Origin of the sequence: Mycolicibacterium novocastrense, from assembly GCF_001499835.1 — a bacterium.
GTDB lineage: Bacteria > Actinomycetota > Actinomycetes > Mycobacteriales > Mycobacteriaceae > Mycobacterium > Mycobacterium novocastrense.
This window is the reverse complement of sequence record NZ_LQIH01000045.1, coordinates 106,683-122,059: the sequence shown is the minus strand read 5'-3', so window position 1 is coordinate 122,059 and position 15,377 is coordinate 106,683. Positions and strand designations below refer to the sequence as shown.

General features: G+C 67.1%; 17 protein-coding genes. 12 read left to right on the top strand and 5 right to left on the bottom strand.

The features are described from left to right. Positions 1-5: 5 nt before the first annotated feature. Entirely contained in the window at positions 6-722 is a 717-nt protein-coding gene (locus AU072_RS22420) for a C39 family peptidase (RefSeq protein ID WP_064415808.1), read from the bottom strand. A 330-nt stretch (positions 723-1,052) separates the two neighbouring features. Between AU072_RS22420 and pdxS the strand changes: the two genes are divergently transcribed. From pdxS to pdxT, 3 genes are read left to right on the top strand one after another with little or no spacing between them, the layout of a single operon-like run. After that, positions 1,053-1,979 (top strand): pyridoxal 5'-phosphate synthase lyase subunit PdxS, encoded by a 927-nt coding sequence (gene pdxS, locus AU072_RS22415; RefSeq protein WP_082680639.1) that lies wholly within the window; start codon positions 1,053-1,055, stop codon positions 1,977-1,979. 8 nt (positions 1,980-1,987) lie between these two features. Next, a complete protein-coding gene (gene tesB / locus AU072_RS22410; protein ID WP_064415806.1) occupies positions 1,988-2,824 on the top strand; it encodes an acyl-CoA thioesterase II in 837 nt (278 codons plus the stop codon). Next, entirely contained in the window at positions 2,821-3,405 is a 585-nt protein-coding gene (pdxT, locus tag AU072_RS22405; RefSeq protein ID WP_064415805.1) for a pyridoxal 5'-phosphate synthase glutaminase subunit PdxT, read from the top strand. The genes tesB and pdxT overlap by 4 nt, the downstream gene beginning before the upstream one ends. 69 nt (positions 3,406-3,474) lie before the next feature. On the opposite strand, the gene AU072_RS22400 is transcribed toward pdxT, so the two are convergent. Further along, a complete protein-coding gene (locus AU072_RS22400; protein ID WP_064415804.1) occupies positions 3,475-4,686 on the bottom strand; it encodes an acyl-CoA dehydrogenase family protein in 1,212 nt (403 codons plus the stop codon). Positions 4,687-4,766: 80 nt separating this feature from the next. On the opposite strand from AU072_RS22400, the gene AU072_RS22395 reads away from it, so the two are divergent. Together AU072_RS22395 and AU072_RS22390 are read left to right on the top strand one after the other, a co-directional pair. Beyond that, positions 4,767-5,201 (top strand): hypothetical protein, encoded by a 435-nt coding sequence (locus tag AU072_RS22395; protein WP_064415803.1) that lies wholly within the window; start codon positions 4,767-4,769, stop codon positions 5,199-5,201. An 85-nt stretch (positions 5,202-5,286) separates the two neighbouring features. Further along, entirely contained in the window at positions 5,287-6,045 is a 759-nt protein-coding gene (locus AU072_RS22390; protein ID WP_064415802.1) for a YebC/PmpR family DNA-binding transcriptional regulator, read from the top strand. Between the two features lie 10 nt (positions 6,046-6,055). On the opposite strand, the gene AU072_RS22385 is transcribed toward AU072_RS22390, so the two are convergent. Continuing rightward, positions 6,056-6,457 carry a YybH family protein gene (locus AU072_RS22385; RefSeq protein WP_064415801.1) on the bottom strand — a complete coding sequence of 134 codons (402 nt, stop codon included), beginning with the start codon at positions 6,455-6,457 and terminating at the stop codon, positions 6,056-6,058. A 45-nt stretch (positions 6,458-6,502) separates the two neighbouring features. Here AU072_RS22385 and AU072_RS22380 point away from each other — a divergent pair, with 45 nt between their 5' ends. Beyond that, entirely contained in the window at positions 6,503-6,835 is a 333-nt protein-coding gene (locus AU072_RS22380; RefSeq protein WP_064415800.1) for a hypothetical protein, read from the top strand. Between the two features lie 7 nt (positions 6,836-6,842). On the opposite strand, the gene AU072_RS22375 is transcribed toward AU072_RS22380, so the two are convergent. Then, on the bottom strand, positions 6,843-8,072 hold the full coding sequence (locus AU072_RS22375) for a mechanosensitive ion channel family protein (protein WP_064415799.1): 1,230 nt from the start codon (positions 8,070-8,072) through the stop codon (positions 6,843-6,845). Positions 8,073-8,200: 128 nt separating this feature from the next. On the opposite strand from AU072_RS22375, the gene AU072_RS22370 reads away from it, so the two are divergent. The 6 genes from AU072_RS22370 to AU072_RS22345 all read left to right on the top strand — a co-directional run bounded on the left by AU072_RS22370 (position 8,201) and on the right by AU072_RS22345 (position 11,838). Further along, complete coding sequence (locus tag AU072_RS22370; RefSeq protein WP_067390227.1) at positions 8,201-8,509, top strand: hypothetical protein; 309 nt, start codon at positions 8,201-8,203, stop codon at positions 8,507-8,509. A gap of 76 nt (positions 8,510-8,585) precedes the next feature. Continuing rightward, positions 8,586-9,152, top strand: coding sequence for a crossover junction endodeoxyribonuclease RuvC (gene ruvC, locus AU072_RS22365; protein ID WP_064402843.1), 567 nt, complete (start codon positions 8,586-8,588; stop codon positions 9,150-9,152). Next, on the top strand, positions 9,149-9,736 hold the full coding sequence (gene ruvA / locus AU072_RS22360) for a Holliday junction branch migration protein RuvA (RefSeq protein ID WP_064415797.1): 588 nt from the start codon (positions 9,149-9,151) through the stop codon (positions 9,734-9,736). Before ruvC ends, ruvA begins: the two co-directional genes overlap by 4 nt. Next, positions 9,733-10,803 (top strand): Holliday junction branch migration DNA helicase RuvB, encoded by a 1,071-nt coding sequence (gene ruvB, locus AU072_RS22355; RefSeq protein ID WP_064415796.1) that lies wholly within the window; start codon positions 9,733-9,735, stop codon positions 10,801-10,803. The genes ruvA and ruvB overlap by 4 nt, the downstream gene beginning before the upstream one ends. Positions 10,804-10,813: 10 nt before the next feature. Next, positions 10,814-11,452: a hypothetical protein gene (locus tag AU072_RS22350; protein ID WP_064415795.1), complete on the top strand. Its 639-nt coding sequence runs from the start codon at positions 10,814-10,816 to the stop codon at positions 11,450-11,452. Next, complete coding sequence (locus tag AU072_RS22345; protein WP_064415794.1) at positions 11,452-11,838, top strand: DUF1304 domain-containing protein; 387 nt, start codon at positions 11,452-11,454, stop codon at positions 11,836-11,838. Before AU072_RS22350 ends, AU072_RS22345 begins: the two co-directional genes overlap by 1 nt. A gap of 13 nt (positions 11,839-11,851) precedes the next feature. Here AU072_RS22345 and car read toward each other — a convergent pair whose 3' ends face one another. Beyond that, on the bottom strand, positions 11,852-15,373 hold the full coding sequence (gene car / locus AU072_RS22340; RefSeq protein WP_064415793.1) for a carboxylic acid reductase: 3,522 nt from the start codon (positions 15,371-15,373) through the stop codon (positions 11,852-11,854). Positions 15,374-15,377: the final 4 nt, after the last annotated feature.

Sequence of the window (15,377 nt, the reverse complement as noted above, 5' to 3'; positions counted from 1 at the left end):
GTCGATCAGCCGGCCACGATCAGATCGTGCGCGCCGGGCGCCCACGCCTTCTCGAAGACGTCGATGGGAACCTGCTCGCCGTCGCCGTCCTCACTGCCGCTGTCGGAGAGGTAGACGATTCCCGCCTCCGGGTCGACACCGCTGACGACGACGGAGTGGTCGTCGTCGGTGTGGCTGCCGTCCTCGGCCCAGATCGTCTCGGAGTTGACGCCCGCGATCAGCCGGCGTCCGCTGTCGAGATAGGTGATGAGCGCGGGGATGCCGGTGGCCAACCCGGTTTGGGCGGCCAGATCATCGTCGGTGGCGGTGGCGTTGACGCCATAGTGCTTCAGAAGAAGTACCTGGTCGTCGGAGTCGGTTCCGTTGTCCGAGTTCGGATCGTTGGGATTGGGCGGTGTGTAGATCGGCCGGTCGCTGCCGGGACTCTTGAGGCTCGACGCCACCGCGACGATCTCCTGCTCGGTGGGTGCCTTGCCGGTCGTCAGGCCCACGACCGTGGCGACGGCCATCAGACCGCAATCCTGGAAGTTCTGCTGGCTCCAGTAGTTGCTCGCTTCGTCGGGATCGCCGTGCATCTCCGTCGGCAGCATCGGACTCTGTGCGACGCCGTGGGAGCCCACCGAGGCGAATGCGTCCGGGGCGATGGGACCGGCGCTCCAGACTCCCAACGCCAGCACCGCGGCCGCCGATGCGGCTCCGATGCGGGTGCCGTTTCTCGTCATCTGCACGCTCCTGTCGTTCGCATGGCTCGGCGCCGGTGGTGCGCGGGCAGCTTATCGCCCGCCAATCGCCGGCGTCGGCGCATCGGTGATGTTGGCCTCCGGGCCACCGTCGAGCGGTGAGTGCGGGGTTGGCGCGCCGCGACGACAAGCGCCTCGTGCCGTAGCGCTGCTGGATTGTCGGCAACCGCGGGTGTGATGAGACAATGGCGTCTGGACTGATCCCCGGTGGCGAAGCCGTACCGGCAACCGTTCGCAGATCACAGCCCGCAGGCTGCGGATTCAATTGATTTGCCGACGTCACTACACTGGATCGGTAGCAATTCGGAGGAGATGGCAGTGGAAAGCGCAGCGAACGGCTCGCATCACAACGGCTCGGGTCAGACCGGGACAGCCCGGGTGAAGCGCGGCATGGCCGAAATGCTCAAGGGCGGCGTCATCATGGACGTCGTCACGCCGGAGCAGGCCAAGATCGCCGAGGGCGCCGGTGCGGTGGCGGTCATGGCGCTCGAACGGGTGCCCGCCGACATCCGCTCCCAGGGCGGTGTCGCGCGCATGAGCGATCCCGACCTCATCGAGGGCATCATCTCGGCGGTCACCATCCCGGTGATGGCCAAGGTCCGCATCGGCCATTTCGTGGAGGCGCAGATCCTGCAGAGCCTCGGCGTCGACTACATCGACGAGTCCGAGGTGCTGACCCCCGCCGACTACACCCACCACGTCGACAAGTGGAAGTTCACCGTGCCGTTCGTGTGCGGTGCGACCAACCTCGGCGAGGCGCTGCGCCGCATCACCGAGGGCGCGGCGATGATCCGCTCGAAGGGTGAGGCCGGCACCGGCGACGTGTCCAACGCGACCACCCACATGCGTCAGATCGGCGGCGAGATCCGACGGCTGACCTCGCTGTCGGAGGACGAGCTTTACGTCGCGGCCAAGGAACTGCAGGCCCCGTACGACCTCGTCGTCGAGGTGGCTCGGGCCGGCAAGCTGCCGGTGACGCTGTTCACCGCCGGCGGCATCGCGACCCCGGCCGACGCGGCGATGATGATGCAACTCGGCGCCGAGGGCGTGTTCGTCGGCTCGGGCATTTTCAAGTCCGGCGACCCCGCAGCGCGCGCCGCGGCCATCGTCAAGGCCACCACGTTCTACGACGACCCCGACGTGCTGGCGAAGGTGTCGCGCGGGCTGGGTGAGCCGATGGTCGGCATCAACGTGGAGGGCGTCGCAGCGCCGCACCGGCTCGCCGAACGCGGCTGGTAACCGACCGAATGGCAATCGAACAGATCCTCGATCTCGAACAGCTCGAGGTCAACATCTATCGGGGAAGCGTGTTCAGCCCCGAATCCGGTTTCCTGCAGCGCACTTTCGGCGGACACGTGGCGGGCCAGTCGCTGGTGTCGGCGGTGCGCACGGTCGACCCGCAATTTCAGGTGCATTCGCTACACGGCTACTTCCTTCGTCCCGGGGATGCCAAGGCGCCGACGGTCTACATCGTCGAGCGGTTGCGTGACGGCGGCTCGTTCATCACCCGTCGGGTCAATGCGATCCAGCACGGCGAGACCATCTTCTCGATGTCGGCCTCCTTCCAGACCGACCAGAGCGGAATCGAGCACCAGGACGCGATGCCGGTGGCGCCGCCGCCCGATGACTGTCCGGGGCTGACCGAGATCAAGGCGTTCGACGATGCGGGCTTCAACCAGTTCGCCGAGTGGGATGTCCGCATCGTGCCGCAGGAGAAGCTGACCCGGTTGCCCGGCAAGGCTTCTCAGCAGCAGGTGTGGTTCCGTCATCGCGATCCGCTGCCCGACGACTATGTGCTGCACATCTGTGCGCTGGCCTACATGAGCGATCTGACGCTGCTGGGTTCGGCGCAGGTGCACCACGCCGGGGAGCGCAAACATCTGCAGGTGGCCTCGCTCGATCACGCGATGTGGTTCATGCGTTCGTTCCGCGCCGACGAGTGGCTGCTCTACGACCAGTCATCGCCGTCGGCCTCCGGTGGCCGGTCGTTGTGTCAGGGCAAGATCTTCAACCAGTACGGCGAGATGGTGGCGGCGGTCATGCAGGAGGGGCTGACCCGCTTCAAACGCGGCTACACGCCGTGAGCACCGCGCACGTCGGTGTCCTTGCGCTACAAGGCGACACCCGCGAACACCTGGCGGCGCTGCGCGAGGCCGGGGCGGAAGCCTCGACCGTGCGGAGGGTCCGCGAACTGGAGGCCGTCGACGCGCTGGTGATCCCCGGCGGGGAATCGACCGCGATGAGCCACCTGCTGCGCGAACTCGATCTGCTCGAGCCCCTCCGGTCACGCCTGGCCGACGGTATGCCCGCCTACGGCTCCTGTGCGGGGATGATCCTGCTGGCCTCGGAGATCCTGGATGCCGGATCGACGGGCCGGGAAGCCACGCCGTTGAAGGGGATCGATATGACGGTGCGGCGCAATGCTTTTGGTCGCCAGGTCGACTCGTTCGAGGACGACATCGCCTTCGGCGGGGTCGACGGGCCGGTGCACGCCGTGTTCATCCGCGCGCCGTGGGTCGAACGGGTAGGGCCTGAGGTCGAGGTGCTCGCCGAGGCCGCCGGTCACATCGTCGCGGTGCGACAGGGCAAGCGACTCGCGACGGCCTTTCACCCTGAGATGACCGGCGACCGTCGCATCCACAAACTGTTCGTCTCGATGCTCTAGCCACCGCGCGACTTGTGAGTGATTTCGATCGCTGACCGAACGTTTTCACTCACAGATCGCCGGGCCGGGCTAGCGGATTTCGAGGCCGGTGACCGCGCGGCCGATCACCAGGCGCTGGATCTCGCTGGTGCCCTCGAAAATCGTGAAGATCTTGGCGTCGCGGTGCATCCGCTCGACCGGATACTCGCGGGTGTAGCCGTTGCCGCCGAGAATCTGGATCGCCTCATCGGTGACGTAGACCGCGGTCTCGCTGGCCACCAGCTTGGCCATCGAACCCTCCGCGTTATCGAACGCCTTGCCGTTGCGCGCCATCCAGCCGGCCCGCCAAACCAGCATCCGCGCGGCGTCGATGCGGGCCTTCATATCGGCCAACTTGAATGCGATGGCCTGGAATTCGCCGATCTTGCGGCCGAACTGCTCGCGCTGACGGGCGTAGTCGAGTGCGTACTCATAGGCCGCGCGGGCCACGCCGACCGCCATCGCGCCGACGGTGGGCCGCGTGCGCTCGAACGTCGCCAACGCCGCTTGGCTCTTGGACCTCTTGCCCTCGCGCACCCGCGCGATGCGCTCCTCGAACTTGTCCCTGCCGCCGACGATCAGGTTGCCGGGGATACGCACGTCCTCGAGCACCACCTCCGCGGTGTGTGAGGCGCGGATGCCGTGCTTGAGGAACTTCTGACCCTGCCGGAAGCCGGGGGTGTTCGGCGGGATGATGAACGTCGCCTGCCCGCGGGTGCCGAGTTCGGGGTACACCGACGCGACGACGATGTGCACCTCGGCGATGCCGCCGTTGGTGGCCCACGTCTTGGTGCCGTTGAGCACCCACTCGTCGGTGGCCTCGTCGTAACGCGCGCGGGTGAGGATGGCGCCGACGTCGGAACCGGCGCCGGGTTCCGACGAGCAGAACGACGCGACCTTCGGTTCGTTGACGCTCCCGAACATCTGCGGCAGCCATTCGCCCATCTGCTCGGGGGTGCCGTTGGCGGCCAGCGACGCCGCGGCCAGGCCGGTGCCCAGGATCGACAGCGCGATACCCGCGTCGCCCCAGAACATCTCCTCGAACGCGACGAGCATGCCCAGACCGGACGGTTCGCCGGCCTGCTCGGCGAAGAACTCCATCGAGTACAGGCCGACCTTCGCCGCCTCCTGGATGATCGGCCACGGCGTCTCCTCGCGTTCGTCCCACTCCGCGGCGGCGGGGCGGACGACGTCGGCGGCGAATTCGTGTACCCAGTCTCGGACGTGGACGAGATCCGGCGAGAGCTCAAGCGAGAAGGACATGACGCTATCTTACTGCGGAGTAAGATAGCGGCGAAGTAATGTGTCAGACCTAACAGCGCCGGCAGGACGGGAACGCCGCGATGACGATGGTCGAAGTCGAGCCGCAACCGCGCATCGACACGCTGGTCACACTGACCAATGGCGCCGACGCGCGGCGCACCGAGTACACCGGCAGCGCCTGGTTCGACGGCAAACCGCAAGTGTCCGGCCTGGCGTTGCGCAGAGCACCGAACGCGCCCAAAGGCATCCGCACGCCGAACTTCTCGGCGTCGTTCTTCCTCCCCGACAGTCTCCCGTACAACCGGGCCTCGCTGGCCGACGCGACGCTGTCCGTGTCGGTGGTTCTGCAGGCCTCCGGTGAGACCGGCGCGATCGTCGACGCGGCCGTGACGTTCACCGACGACCCGTCCGGCGCACCGACATGGCTGCAACTGCACGTGCAGGGTCACATCGGCTGGCCGGCCGCCGTGGGCTACCGCGTCATCGCGCTGACGTCGCCCGACGCGGTTCGGTAGGGCACAAACGTCCACGTAGACTCGTCGGGCGGACTCAGCGCACGAAAACTTGGCGCACGAAAGCGCACGGAGAGGTACTACCTGCATGAGCGGCCATTCCAAGTGGGCCACCACCAAGCACAAGAAAGCCGTCATCGACGCCCGCCGGGGCAAGATGTTCGCCAAATTGATCAAAAACGTCGAGGTCGCCGCGCGTGTGGGCGGCGGCGACCCGGCGGGTAATCCCACGCTGTACGACGCGATCCAGAAGGCCAAGAAGTCGTCGGTGCCCAACGACAACATCGAACGCGCCCGCAAGCGCGGCAGCGGCGAGGAAGCCGGCGGCGCCGAATACCAGAACATCACCTACGAGGGCTACGGCCCCAACGGGGTCGCGGTGCTGATCGAATGCCTCACCGACAACCGCAACCGGGCCGCGGGCGAGGTGCGCGTGGCGATGACGCGCAACGGCGGCAGTATGGCCGACCCGGGTTCGGTGTCCTACCTCTTTTCGCGCAAGGGTGTCATCACCCTCGACAAGAACGACCTCACCGAGGACGACGTGTTGATGGCGGTGCTCGACGCAGGCGCCGAGGACGTCAACGATCTGGGTGATTCTTTCGAGATCGTCTGCGAGCCAACAGATCTCGTTGCGGTGCGCACCGCGCTCCAGGATGCGGGTATCGACTACGAGTCCGCCGAAGCCGGATTCGTGCCCTCGGTGACGGTGCCGCTGGACGCCGACGGCGCGCGCAAGATCATGAAGTTGGTCGACGCGCTCGAAGACCTCGACGACGTCCAGGACGTCTACACCAACATCGACATTCCCGACGAGATCGCCGCCGAACTCGACGCCGACGACTAGAGGGCCCGGGCTAGACCGTCAGGGCCACGCGGTAGTGGCGGTGGGCGAACAGCCAGGTCCCGTCGACGCGCACCAGTTCGTCGACATACTCGCCGACCAACTGGCGGACCGGTTGGTCGCGCAGCTTCATGAATTCCAGGCAGTACGAGCGCGCGTCGGCCCGGTCACCACGCACTGCCAGCGACGCCATCTGAGTGAAGAACGCCATCTGCTCGATGGCTCCGAAGATGCCGTGCCAGTGGTCGCGCAGTTCGCTCTTGCCGTGGCATTCCCCGCCCGAACCGGTCCTGCGGCCGTCCTCGGTCCAGCACGCCAGGTACGCGTCGAGATCGGTGCGCATGACCGCGTCACTGTAGATTTCGAGGCGCTCTCGAATGAGTTGTCTGTCTTCGGCCGGCCCGCTGAACGTCATTGGCTCATTATCGGGATGACCACTTCTACGAGCGGAGGCCGCTGCATGGCCAGGGTGACGGTGACCGACCCGGAGGGCGAAACGGTGACGGTGCGGCGCTGGTGGTGGCGCACCCTGCCGTGGCAGACCGGATTCGACACCTTGGACACGTTCTTCTTTCTGCTCATGTTGCCGTTCCTGGTGATGTGGCCGGTCTGGCTGGCACTGAAGTGGCTCGGCGTGTCGTGGAAGATCGTCATCGAACGTGACGGCTTGCGGGTCGGCCGCGAACGTGTGCGCGGCTGGCGCCGGTCCGGCGAGCGTATTCACGAGATCGCGGCGTCCGTGCAGGCGGGCACGTACCCGCTCGATCCGGTCGAGGAGCCCGCGGCGTCCTGAGCTGCCGTCAGCCCCTGCCGTTGGACCGCACGAGCTCGTCGTCGTCGCAGTCGATGGTGTGATCGAACGCCTTGGCGCGCTCCTCGGCTTCGGGGCTGCCGGAGAACATCCCGGCCGCCACACGCTTGGTCTCGGCGGCGACCCCGCCACCCGTCTGTGGTTCCGGAGCCGCTTCGGCGGGCTGAATGCGATGGATCGGCACCACGCCGCCGGTGCGCTGCACCCAGTCGACAAGTCCCTCGCGGACCGCGCACTGCAGGTCGTACAGCGCGCCGGCGTTGTGCGCGCTGACCACGACACGCACGCGGACCACGCCACCGACCGCGTCGGTCACCTGCAGGACGCCGCGCCGGCCGTCCCAGAGGTCGCTTTCGGCCAGCAGCCGGTCCAGCTCGGCGCGCATGTCGTTGAACGGCACGTTGAAATCGACGTCGAACTCGACGGTGCCCATGATCTCGGTGGCGCTGCGGGTCCAGTTCTCGAACGGCTCGGTGGTGAAGTAGGTGGACGGCAACACGAGCCGGCGCTCATCCCAGATGCGCACGACGACATAGGTCAGCGTGATCTCCTCGATCCGACCCCACCACTGCCCGTTCTCGAGCTGGACGATGTCACCCACGCGAATCGCCCCGGAGAACGCGATCTGCATCCCGGCGAAGACCGCGCCCAGCGACGTCTGCGCGGCCAGGCCGGCGACCACCGACAACACACCGGCCGAAGCGAAGACCGTGGTGCCGATGTCGGAGAACGACGGGAACGTCATCAGGATCGCCGCGCCGCCGAGGATGACGACGATCGCGATCGCGAGCCTGCGCAGCACCGTCACCTGCGTCCGGACCCGGCGCCACAGCCGGTCGGCGTCCGAGATCTCCTCACCGCCCCCGCCGTAACGCGCGATCATGCGCCTCTCGGCGACGCGGACAAAGCCCGTGACCAGCCAGGTGATCGAGGCGATCAGCAGGATCAGCAGCCAGTGATCCACCCACCCACGCCACGAGTCGGCAGTGTCGGACGTCCGTCGCACCGCGACCGTGGCCGCTATCACCATCAGCAGCATGCGCACCGGCTTGCGGGTGAGCACCTCGATGTCCTTGATCAGCGCGCTGCGACGGCTGATGCGCGCCATCAACCAGGTCAGCACCACCCCGAGCACGTACACGGCGGCGATCGCTCCAGCCGCCCAGGCCAGGGTGACGGCAATGTTGCTTGCAGTCTGCAGTTCGGTCTCGTCGGGCATGGGGATGAGGTCAACTCCACGAATCGGGGTCAGGTCCTCAATCGACGGTAGCCGTGTTGCCGCGGACGGAAACATCGGCTTCGGGGCGTCGAACGCGGATTCGGCCTTCTCACAAGCACAATTGGCGGGTGACAGTGGTACGCGACACAGGCGGCACCGAGTGGGGAATCAACAGGCGGTGGTGGCCGTTCCCCGGCGACGCGCTCGACCTGACGTTCGGATGGCTGGAGATCCTCGTCGGCGCGCTGTTTCTGGTGCTGTGGCCGTTCTGGTTGCTCGCCAAGTTCTGCGGCGTGCGCTGGGTGATCACCATCGAGCGCGACGGGCATCAGGTGGGGCGCGAACTGGTCCGCGGCTGGAACAGGTCGAAAGGCCGCATCAGCGAGATCGCGCTGGAGATCACCGCGGGCGGCCGCGGCGGCCAGTTCGTGATCTGAAGCGGGCGTGTCCCTGCCGAGTAGCGGGCCGACCGGCGGCTAAGCTCTCGAACAAGTGTTCACAGAAGGGCCGGACGTGCGGGTGATGGGAGTCGACCCCGGGTTGACGCGCTGCGGCCTGTCCGTCATCGAGGGCGGTACAGGCCGACAGGTCACCGCGCTCGACGTGGACGTGGTCCGCACCCCGTCGGGCGATCCGCTGCACCGGCGGCTGCTGGCGATCAGCGAGGCCGTGGAGTACTGGATGGACACCCACAAACCCGACGTGATCGCGATCGAGCGGGTTTTCTCCCAGCAGAACGTCTCCACCGTGATGGGCACCGCCCAGGCCGGCGGCGTGATCGCGCTCGCCGCGGCCCGCCGCGACATCGACGTGCACTTCCACACGCCCAGCGAGGTCAAGGCGGCGGTCACCGGCAACGGCAACGCCGACAAGGCGCAGGTGACCGCGATGGTCACCAGAATCCTTGCGCTGCAGGCCAAACCGACTCCGGCCGACGCCGCCGACGCGTTGGCCCTCGCGATCTGCCACTGCTGGCGGGCGCCGATGATCGCCAGGATGGCGGCGGCCGAGGCGCTGGCCGCCGAACAGCAACGCAAGTACAAGGCCACGCTCAAGGCCAAAGCGAAGGCGGCACGATGATCGCATCCGTTCGCGGTGAGGTTCTCGACATCGCACTCGACCACGTCGTGATCGAGGCCGGCGGGGTCGGCTACAAGGTGATGGCCACCCCGGCGACGCTGGCCACCTTGCGTCGCGGATCCGAGGCCCGGCTGATCACCGCGATGATCGTGCGCGAAGACTCCCAGACGCTCTACGGCTTCGCCGACGGCGACGCGCGCGACCTGTTCCTGACCCTGCTCGGGGTGTCCGGAATCGGGCCCAGCATCGCGCTCGGCGCGCTGGCCATGTACGACGGGCCGACCCTGCGCCAGGCCATCGGCGACGCCGACATCACCGCGCTGACCCGGATTCCCAAGGTGGGCAAGAAGACCGCCGAGTTGATGGCGTTGAGCCTGCGCGACAAGGTGGGCGCCGTCTCGCCATCGGGCGCGGCGACGGCGACGGGCAATGTGGTGCGTGGCCCGGTGGTGGAAGCGCTGGTGGGGCTCGGGTTCGCGGCCAAACAGGCCGAAGAGGCCACCGACAAGGTGCTGGCCAACGACCCCGAAGCCAATCAGTCGACCGCGTTGCGGGCGGCGCTCTCGATGCTGGGTAACAAATGAGCCGATTCACCGACGACGACGACGCCGCCGACGCCGACGAGCGCGAGGTCTCCCCGGCGCTGACGGTCGGCGAGGGCGACATCGACGCGAGCCTGCGCCCGCGCTCGCTCCAGGAGTTCATCGGGCAACCGCGCGTCCGCGAGCAGCTGCAGCTGGTCATCGAGGGCGCCAAGAACCGCGGCGGCACACCGGATCACATCCTGCTGTCGGGTCCGCCCGGGTTGGGTAAGACGTCGTTGGCGATGATCATCGCCGCCGAACTCGGCTCCTCGCTGCGGGTCACCTCCGGGCCGGCGCTCGAGCGCGCTGGCGATCTCGCCGCGATGCTGTCCAACCTCGTCGAGCACGACGTGTTGTTCATCGACGAGATTCACCGCATCGCCCGGCCCGCCGAGGAAATGTTGTACCTGGCGATGGAGGACTTCCGCGTCGACGTTGTGGTCGGCAAGGGCCCTGGCGCGACGTCGATTCCGCTCGATGTCGCACCGTTCACGCTCGTGGGGGCGACCACCCGTTCGGGCGCGCTGACGGGGCCCCTGCGTGACCGCTTCGGTTTCACCGCCCACATGGACTTCTACGAGCCCGCCGAACTGGAGCGGGTGCTGGCGCGTTCGGCGGGAATCCTCGGTATCGAGTTGGGCGCCGACGCGGGCGCAGAGATCGCGCGCCGGTCGCGGGGCACGCCACGCATCGCCAACCGGCTGCTGCGCCGGGTCCGCGACTACGCCGAGGTGCGCGCCGACGGGGTGATCACCCGCGATATCGCCAAGGCGGCGCTGGAGGTCTACGACGTCGACGAGCTCGGGCTCGACCGCCTCGACCGCGCCGTGCTGTCCGCGCTGACACGCAGTTTCGGCGGGGGACCGGTCGGTGTCTCCACGCTGGCGGTCGCGGTCGGCGAGGAGGCGACGACCGTCGAGGAGGTCTGTGAGCCGTTCCTCGTGCGCGCCGGGATGATCGCGCGCACACCGAGGGGACGCGTGGCCACCGCGCAGGCCTGGACGCACCTGGGCCTGACCCCGCCGAGCGGAGTCACCGGTCTGGGGCAGGTGGGTCTTTTCGACTGAGGAGGACGGCATGGGCAGCGGCACGATCCGGCTGGGCGGGTTGCTCGGCGTGGCCTGTTCCGGCGCGATCGTACCGGCGTATCTGGTCGGCTCACCGGAGACGCCGAAGGACACCGGAGCGGTGGACGCCTACTTCGACAGCGCAGCAACATTTCTCACGCTGAACGGCACGCTTGCGCTACTGCATCTGCTGTTCGGGCTGCTCTTCCTCGGCGTGCTCGTGTCGATGCTGCGGTCGGCGGCCGGGCCCACCGGCGCGGTGTACACCGCGCTGATCGGTGGGACGGTGTTCCTCGCACTGACCGCGGCCGGTCTGGCCGCCGAGGTGGCCGTGCCCGCAGCGATCGTGCGGTTCGACGACCTGACCGTGACGTCGTACTCGCAACCGTTCCTCGGCCTGGCGGTCTGGCTGTACCACTACAGCCATATCGGTTCGGCCGCATTGATATTCGCCACTGCGTACATCGTGTGGCGGACCGGTGTGCTGCCGAAGTGGTCGGCGGCCCTGGCGCTGCTCGGGCTGCCCGCGCTGCTGCACACCTGGATCGGGCTGCCCGGTGCGTACAGCGTGGCGGTCTGGGTCGCGTTGACCGGCCTGTTGATGTTGGCCATACCGCCGGTGGTGCGGGTGGAAAGTGTGGTCGCGTAATGGGTTTCGTCGGATTGTTCTTCGCGGGCCTCGCCGCCCTGCTGCACATCTACATCTGGGTGATGGAGTCGCTGACGTGGACGTCGGCGCGCACCAGAGCGACCTTCGGTCTGACCGAGGAGGAAGCGTTGGCCACCAAGGAGTTGGCCTTCAATCAGGGTTTCTACAACCTGTTTCTGGCCGTGATCACGCTCGCTGGAATCGTGATCGGCGCCGTCGGCTACAACGGGGTCGGCATCGCGTTGATCTTCGCCGGCATCGGGTCGATGCTGGCCGCGGCGCTGGTGCTGTTGCTGTCCTCACCGGACAAGGCGAAAGCCGCTGTCACCCAGGGCATCTTCCCGCTGATCGCGATCGTGCTGTTGGCGGTGGCGGTCACGCTGTAGCCGAGTGCGTCGTCTACAGCAGCCCCAACAGTTCCAAGTCGGTGGCGTACTTGACGATGACCTCGCGCGTCACGTGCGGAATGTCCTTGTCCGGACCGATCTTCGCGTTCTGCACCGCCGTGCGGAACCGCTCCGTCGGGGCGATCGAACCCCGGATCGGGGTTGCGGGGCGCTGGTAGCTGTGCAGCAGCGGTAGCAGCGATGCCTGCCGCTGCCGTTCGGGCAGGCCGCGGATCGCGGTGTCGAATCGTTGTAGCCATGTGGCGTAGTCGCCGACGCGTTCAATCCGATGACCCGTATCGATCAGCCAGTCGACGAACTCGTCGAGCCCGATGCCGTCGTCGTAGGGGTTCATAACGTGGTAGGTCTCGAAACCCGGTTCGGCATCGTGGCCGACCTGCGCGCCCAGCGTCGAGACGGCCTCGGCGATGAACTCGACGGGAAGCCCGTCATAGTGCGCGCGTTGGCGGCGGCCCTCATCGTCGACCTCATAGAACGAGAACGGCGCGATGCCGGTCGCCACCAGGCTCAGGATCAACCGCGTGAACATGTCCGGCACATTGAGCTGACCGGCGTAGGTGGTGTCGGCCAGGATCATGTCGCAACGGAACACGGCGACCGGCAGCCCGCACAGGTCGTGCGCTTCGCGCAGCAACACCTCACCGGCCCACTTGCTGTTGGCGTACCCGTTGGCATAGGAGCCGTCGATCTTGCGTGTCGGGCTGATCAGCCGGATGTCGCCGTCCTCGGTGAACCGACCGGGCGCGATGCCCGCGCCGACACCGATCGTCGACACGTAGACGAACGGTTTGATCTTCGTCGTCAACGCGATGCGGATCAGCTCCGCGGTACCGACGGCGTTCGGGCCGAACAGCTGGTTGTAGGGCAGCACATGGTTGACCAACGCGGCGGGATCGACGATCAGGTCCACGGTGTCGGCGAGCCGCTGCCAGGTCGCACGATCGAGTCCCAAATCGGCCTCACCCTTGTCCCCGGCGATGACCTCGAGATGATCGGCGGCCAATTCCCGGTAGTGGCGAAGCAATTCGGGATCTCCCGAATCGAATGTCCGGTCCAACCGGTCCCGCGCCGAGGTATCGTCCTTCGCGCGGACCAGGCAGATCACCCTGCCTCCGACCATGGCCATCCGCTCGAGCCACTCCAGGGCGAGATAGCGGCCCAGGAAACCGGTCGCGCCGGTCAACAGCACCGTGCGCACCTCGGTGCTCGGACCCGGCAGCGCGGGCGCGCCGGCCAGAGTGCCGTCGTCGATGAACTTGTTCAATGTCAAGTCGCTCGCGTGTACCTCGGTTGCCTGATGCCCGTGCACCGATGCGAATGTCGCTCTCGTCGAACCTCCTTCGCGTGCGAACTCGATGTAGGCGGCGAGTGCGGCCAGGTCGTTGGCCGGGCTGACGATGACACCGACGGGCACCTCGATGTCGTAGATCTCGTTCAGCAGGTTGCCGAAGGTCAACGCCGACAAGGAGTCACCACCGAGGTCGGTGAAGTGCGCGCGGGGTCGCAGATCGGCCGCGGTGGCGCCGAGCAGGGCACCCGCAGCGCGGCTGACCGTCTCGATGACGGGCCCCTCGGAGCCGTGCCGACGCAGGGCACGCAGTTCGGCGGCTTGGCTGTCGGCGAGCTCGGTGTAGAGCGCTTCCAGCCGTTCGCCGTAGCGCTCCTTGAGCGCCGGGCGCGCGAGCTTGCGGATCCCCGTGAGCAGACCGTTCTCCAGGGTGAACGGCGTTGTCTCCACGATGAACTCCCGCGGAATCTCGTAGGTCTGCAGCCCCGCGGTCCTGGCGACGTCCTGCAGGGACTGCGTGATCGCGGTCTTCAGTTCGTCGGCGTCGTGCCGGGCCAGCGCATCGCCGGTCGGCACGATCACCGCGAGCAGGTAGGAACGAGCGCTGTTGCCGTAGACGAAGATCTGGCGAATCAGCGGGCTGGTACCGAACGCCGCTTCGAGTTTGGCCACCGCGACGAATTCGCCCTGCGACAGCTTCAGGACGTTGTTTCTGCGGTCGAGGTATTCCAACTGATCCGGTCCGACCTCGGCCACGATGTCACCGGTCCTGTAATAACCGTCGGCATCGAACACCGACGCGGTGATCTCCGGGCGCTTGTAGTAGCCCGGGAACATCGTGTCCGACTTGACCAGAAGCTCACCGCGCGGAAGTGGGCGATCGGTGCGGTAGTAGCCGAGGTCGGGCACGTCGACCAGGCGATAGTCGATGACCGGCGGCCGCGACACCCGTCCGTCGACGAAAATCGATCCTGCTTCGGTGGATCCGTAGCCGTCGGTCAGATGGAGGTCGAGCAGAGATTCGACGAATGCCTTCATCTCGGGCGAGATCGGCGCAGACCCGGTCATCGCGGAGATGAACCGGCCGCCCAACAGGTTTTGCCTCAGGTCGGCGATCACATCGGTCTCGGCGACCCAGCGGTCCACGCCGTCGCCGGTGCGGCGGTCGACCTCGGTTTGGAAGTGTTGGAACATCATGTCCCAGATGCGGGGGACGAAACTCAGCTGTGTCGGGCGCACCAGCGAGAGATCCTCGAGCAACGTCGACAGGTCACTCCTGGCAACGAAATACGCGGTGCCGCCGGCGCCCAGGGTGGCGTAGAGGATGCCGCGGCCCATCACGTGGCTCATCGGCATGAAGTTCAACGTGATCGACGGAAGCGCCGGCCCGCCGCCCCACATGGCCATGCTCGAGCGGCGCCAGAAGTTCGCCACCATCTCTCGCAGGTACATCGCGCCCTTCGGCGCCCCGGTACTGCCGGAGGTGTAGATCAGCAGCGCGAGGTCGTCGTGGGACCGGTCGGCCGGAACTGGAACGGGCAGTGCACGGCCGCGAGTCAGGACGTCGGTCAACGTCTCGATGCGCACACCGGTTCCGTCGAGGCGAGCCGCGGCGGCATCGATCGTCGCGCGGTGGTCGTCATCCTCGTGGTGGTAGTCGAACACGATCAGGTGTTGGGGCACATGGCCGTCGACGATCAACTCGAGCGCGTCGTCGAGGAAGTCGACGCTCGAGGCCATGGCGACCGGTTCGGTTTCGGCGAGGATGGGCCGCAACTGCGAGACGGGAGCGCTGGTCTGCAGGGGCACCGAGACCGCGCCCAGGTGCATGAGCGCCATGTCGACGGTCGCATAGTCGATGCTGGTGAAGCCGAGGATCGCAACGCGGTCACCGGGTCGCACCGGAACCCGTGTCAGTGCGGCGGCGGCGGCCTCGACACGATCCGACAACTCGCGGTAGGTGACGGTGTCGAAACGCGGAAGCAACTGGGCGGCGGTGCGTCCGGACGCCGGATCGGTGACGAACTCGACGGCGCGTTGCCCCAGTGCGGGTCGCTCGGCGTAGCCATCGAAGATCGTTCGCACGAGTTGGGGGAGAGGAAGACCGGCGGCTTCGATCGCATGAGCGACCCCTTGGGAGGGGCGGGCAGCGGCGAACTGCGGGTCTGTTTCGAACAAATCGGAAATGCGGCGCTCGAGTCGCGCTTCACGGGTAAGGGTCGTCATCAAG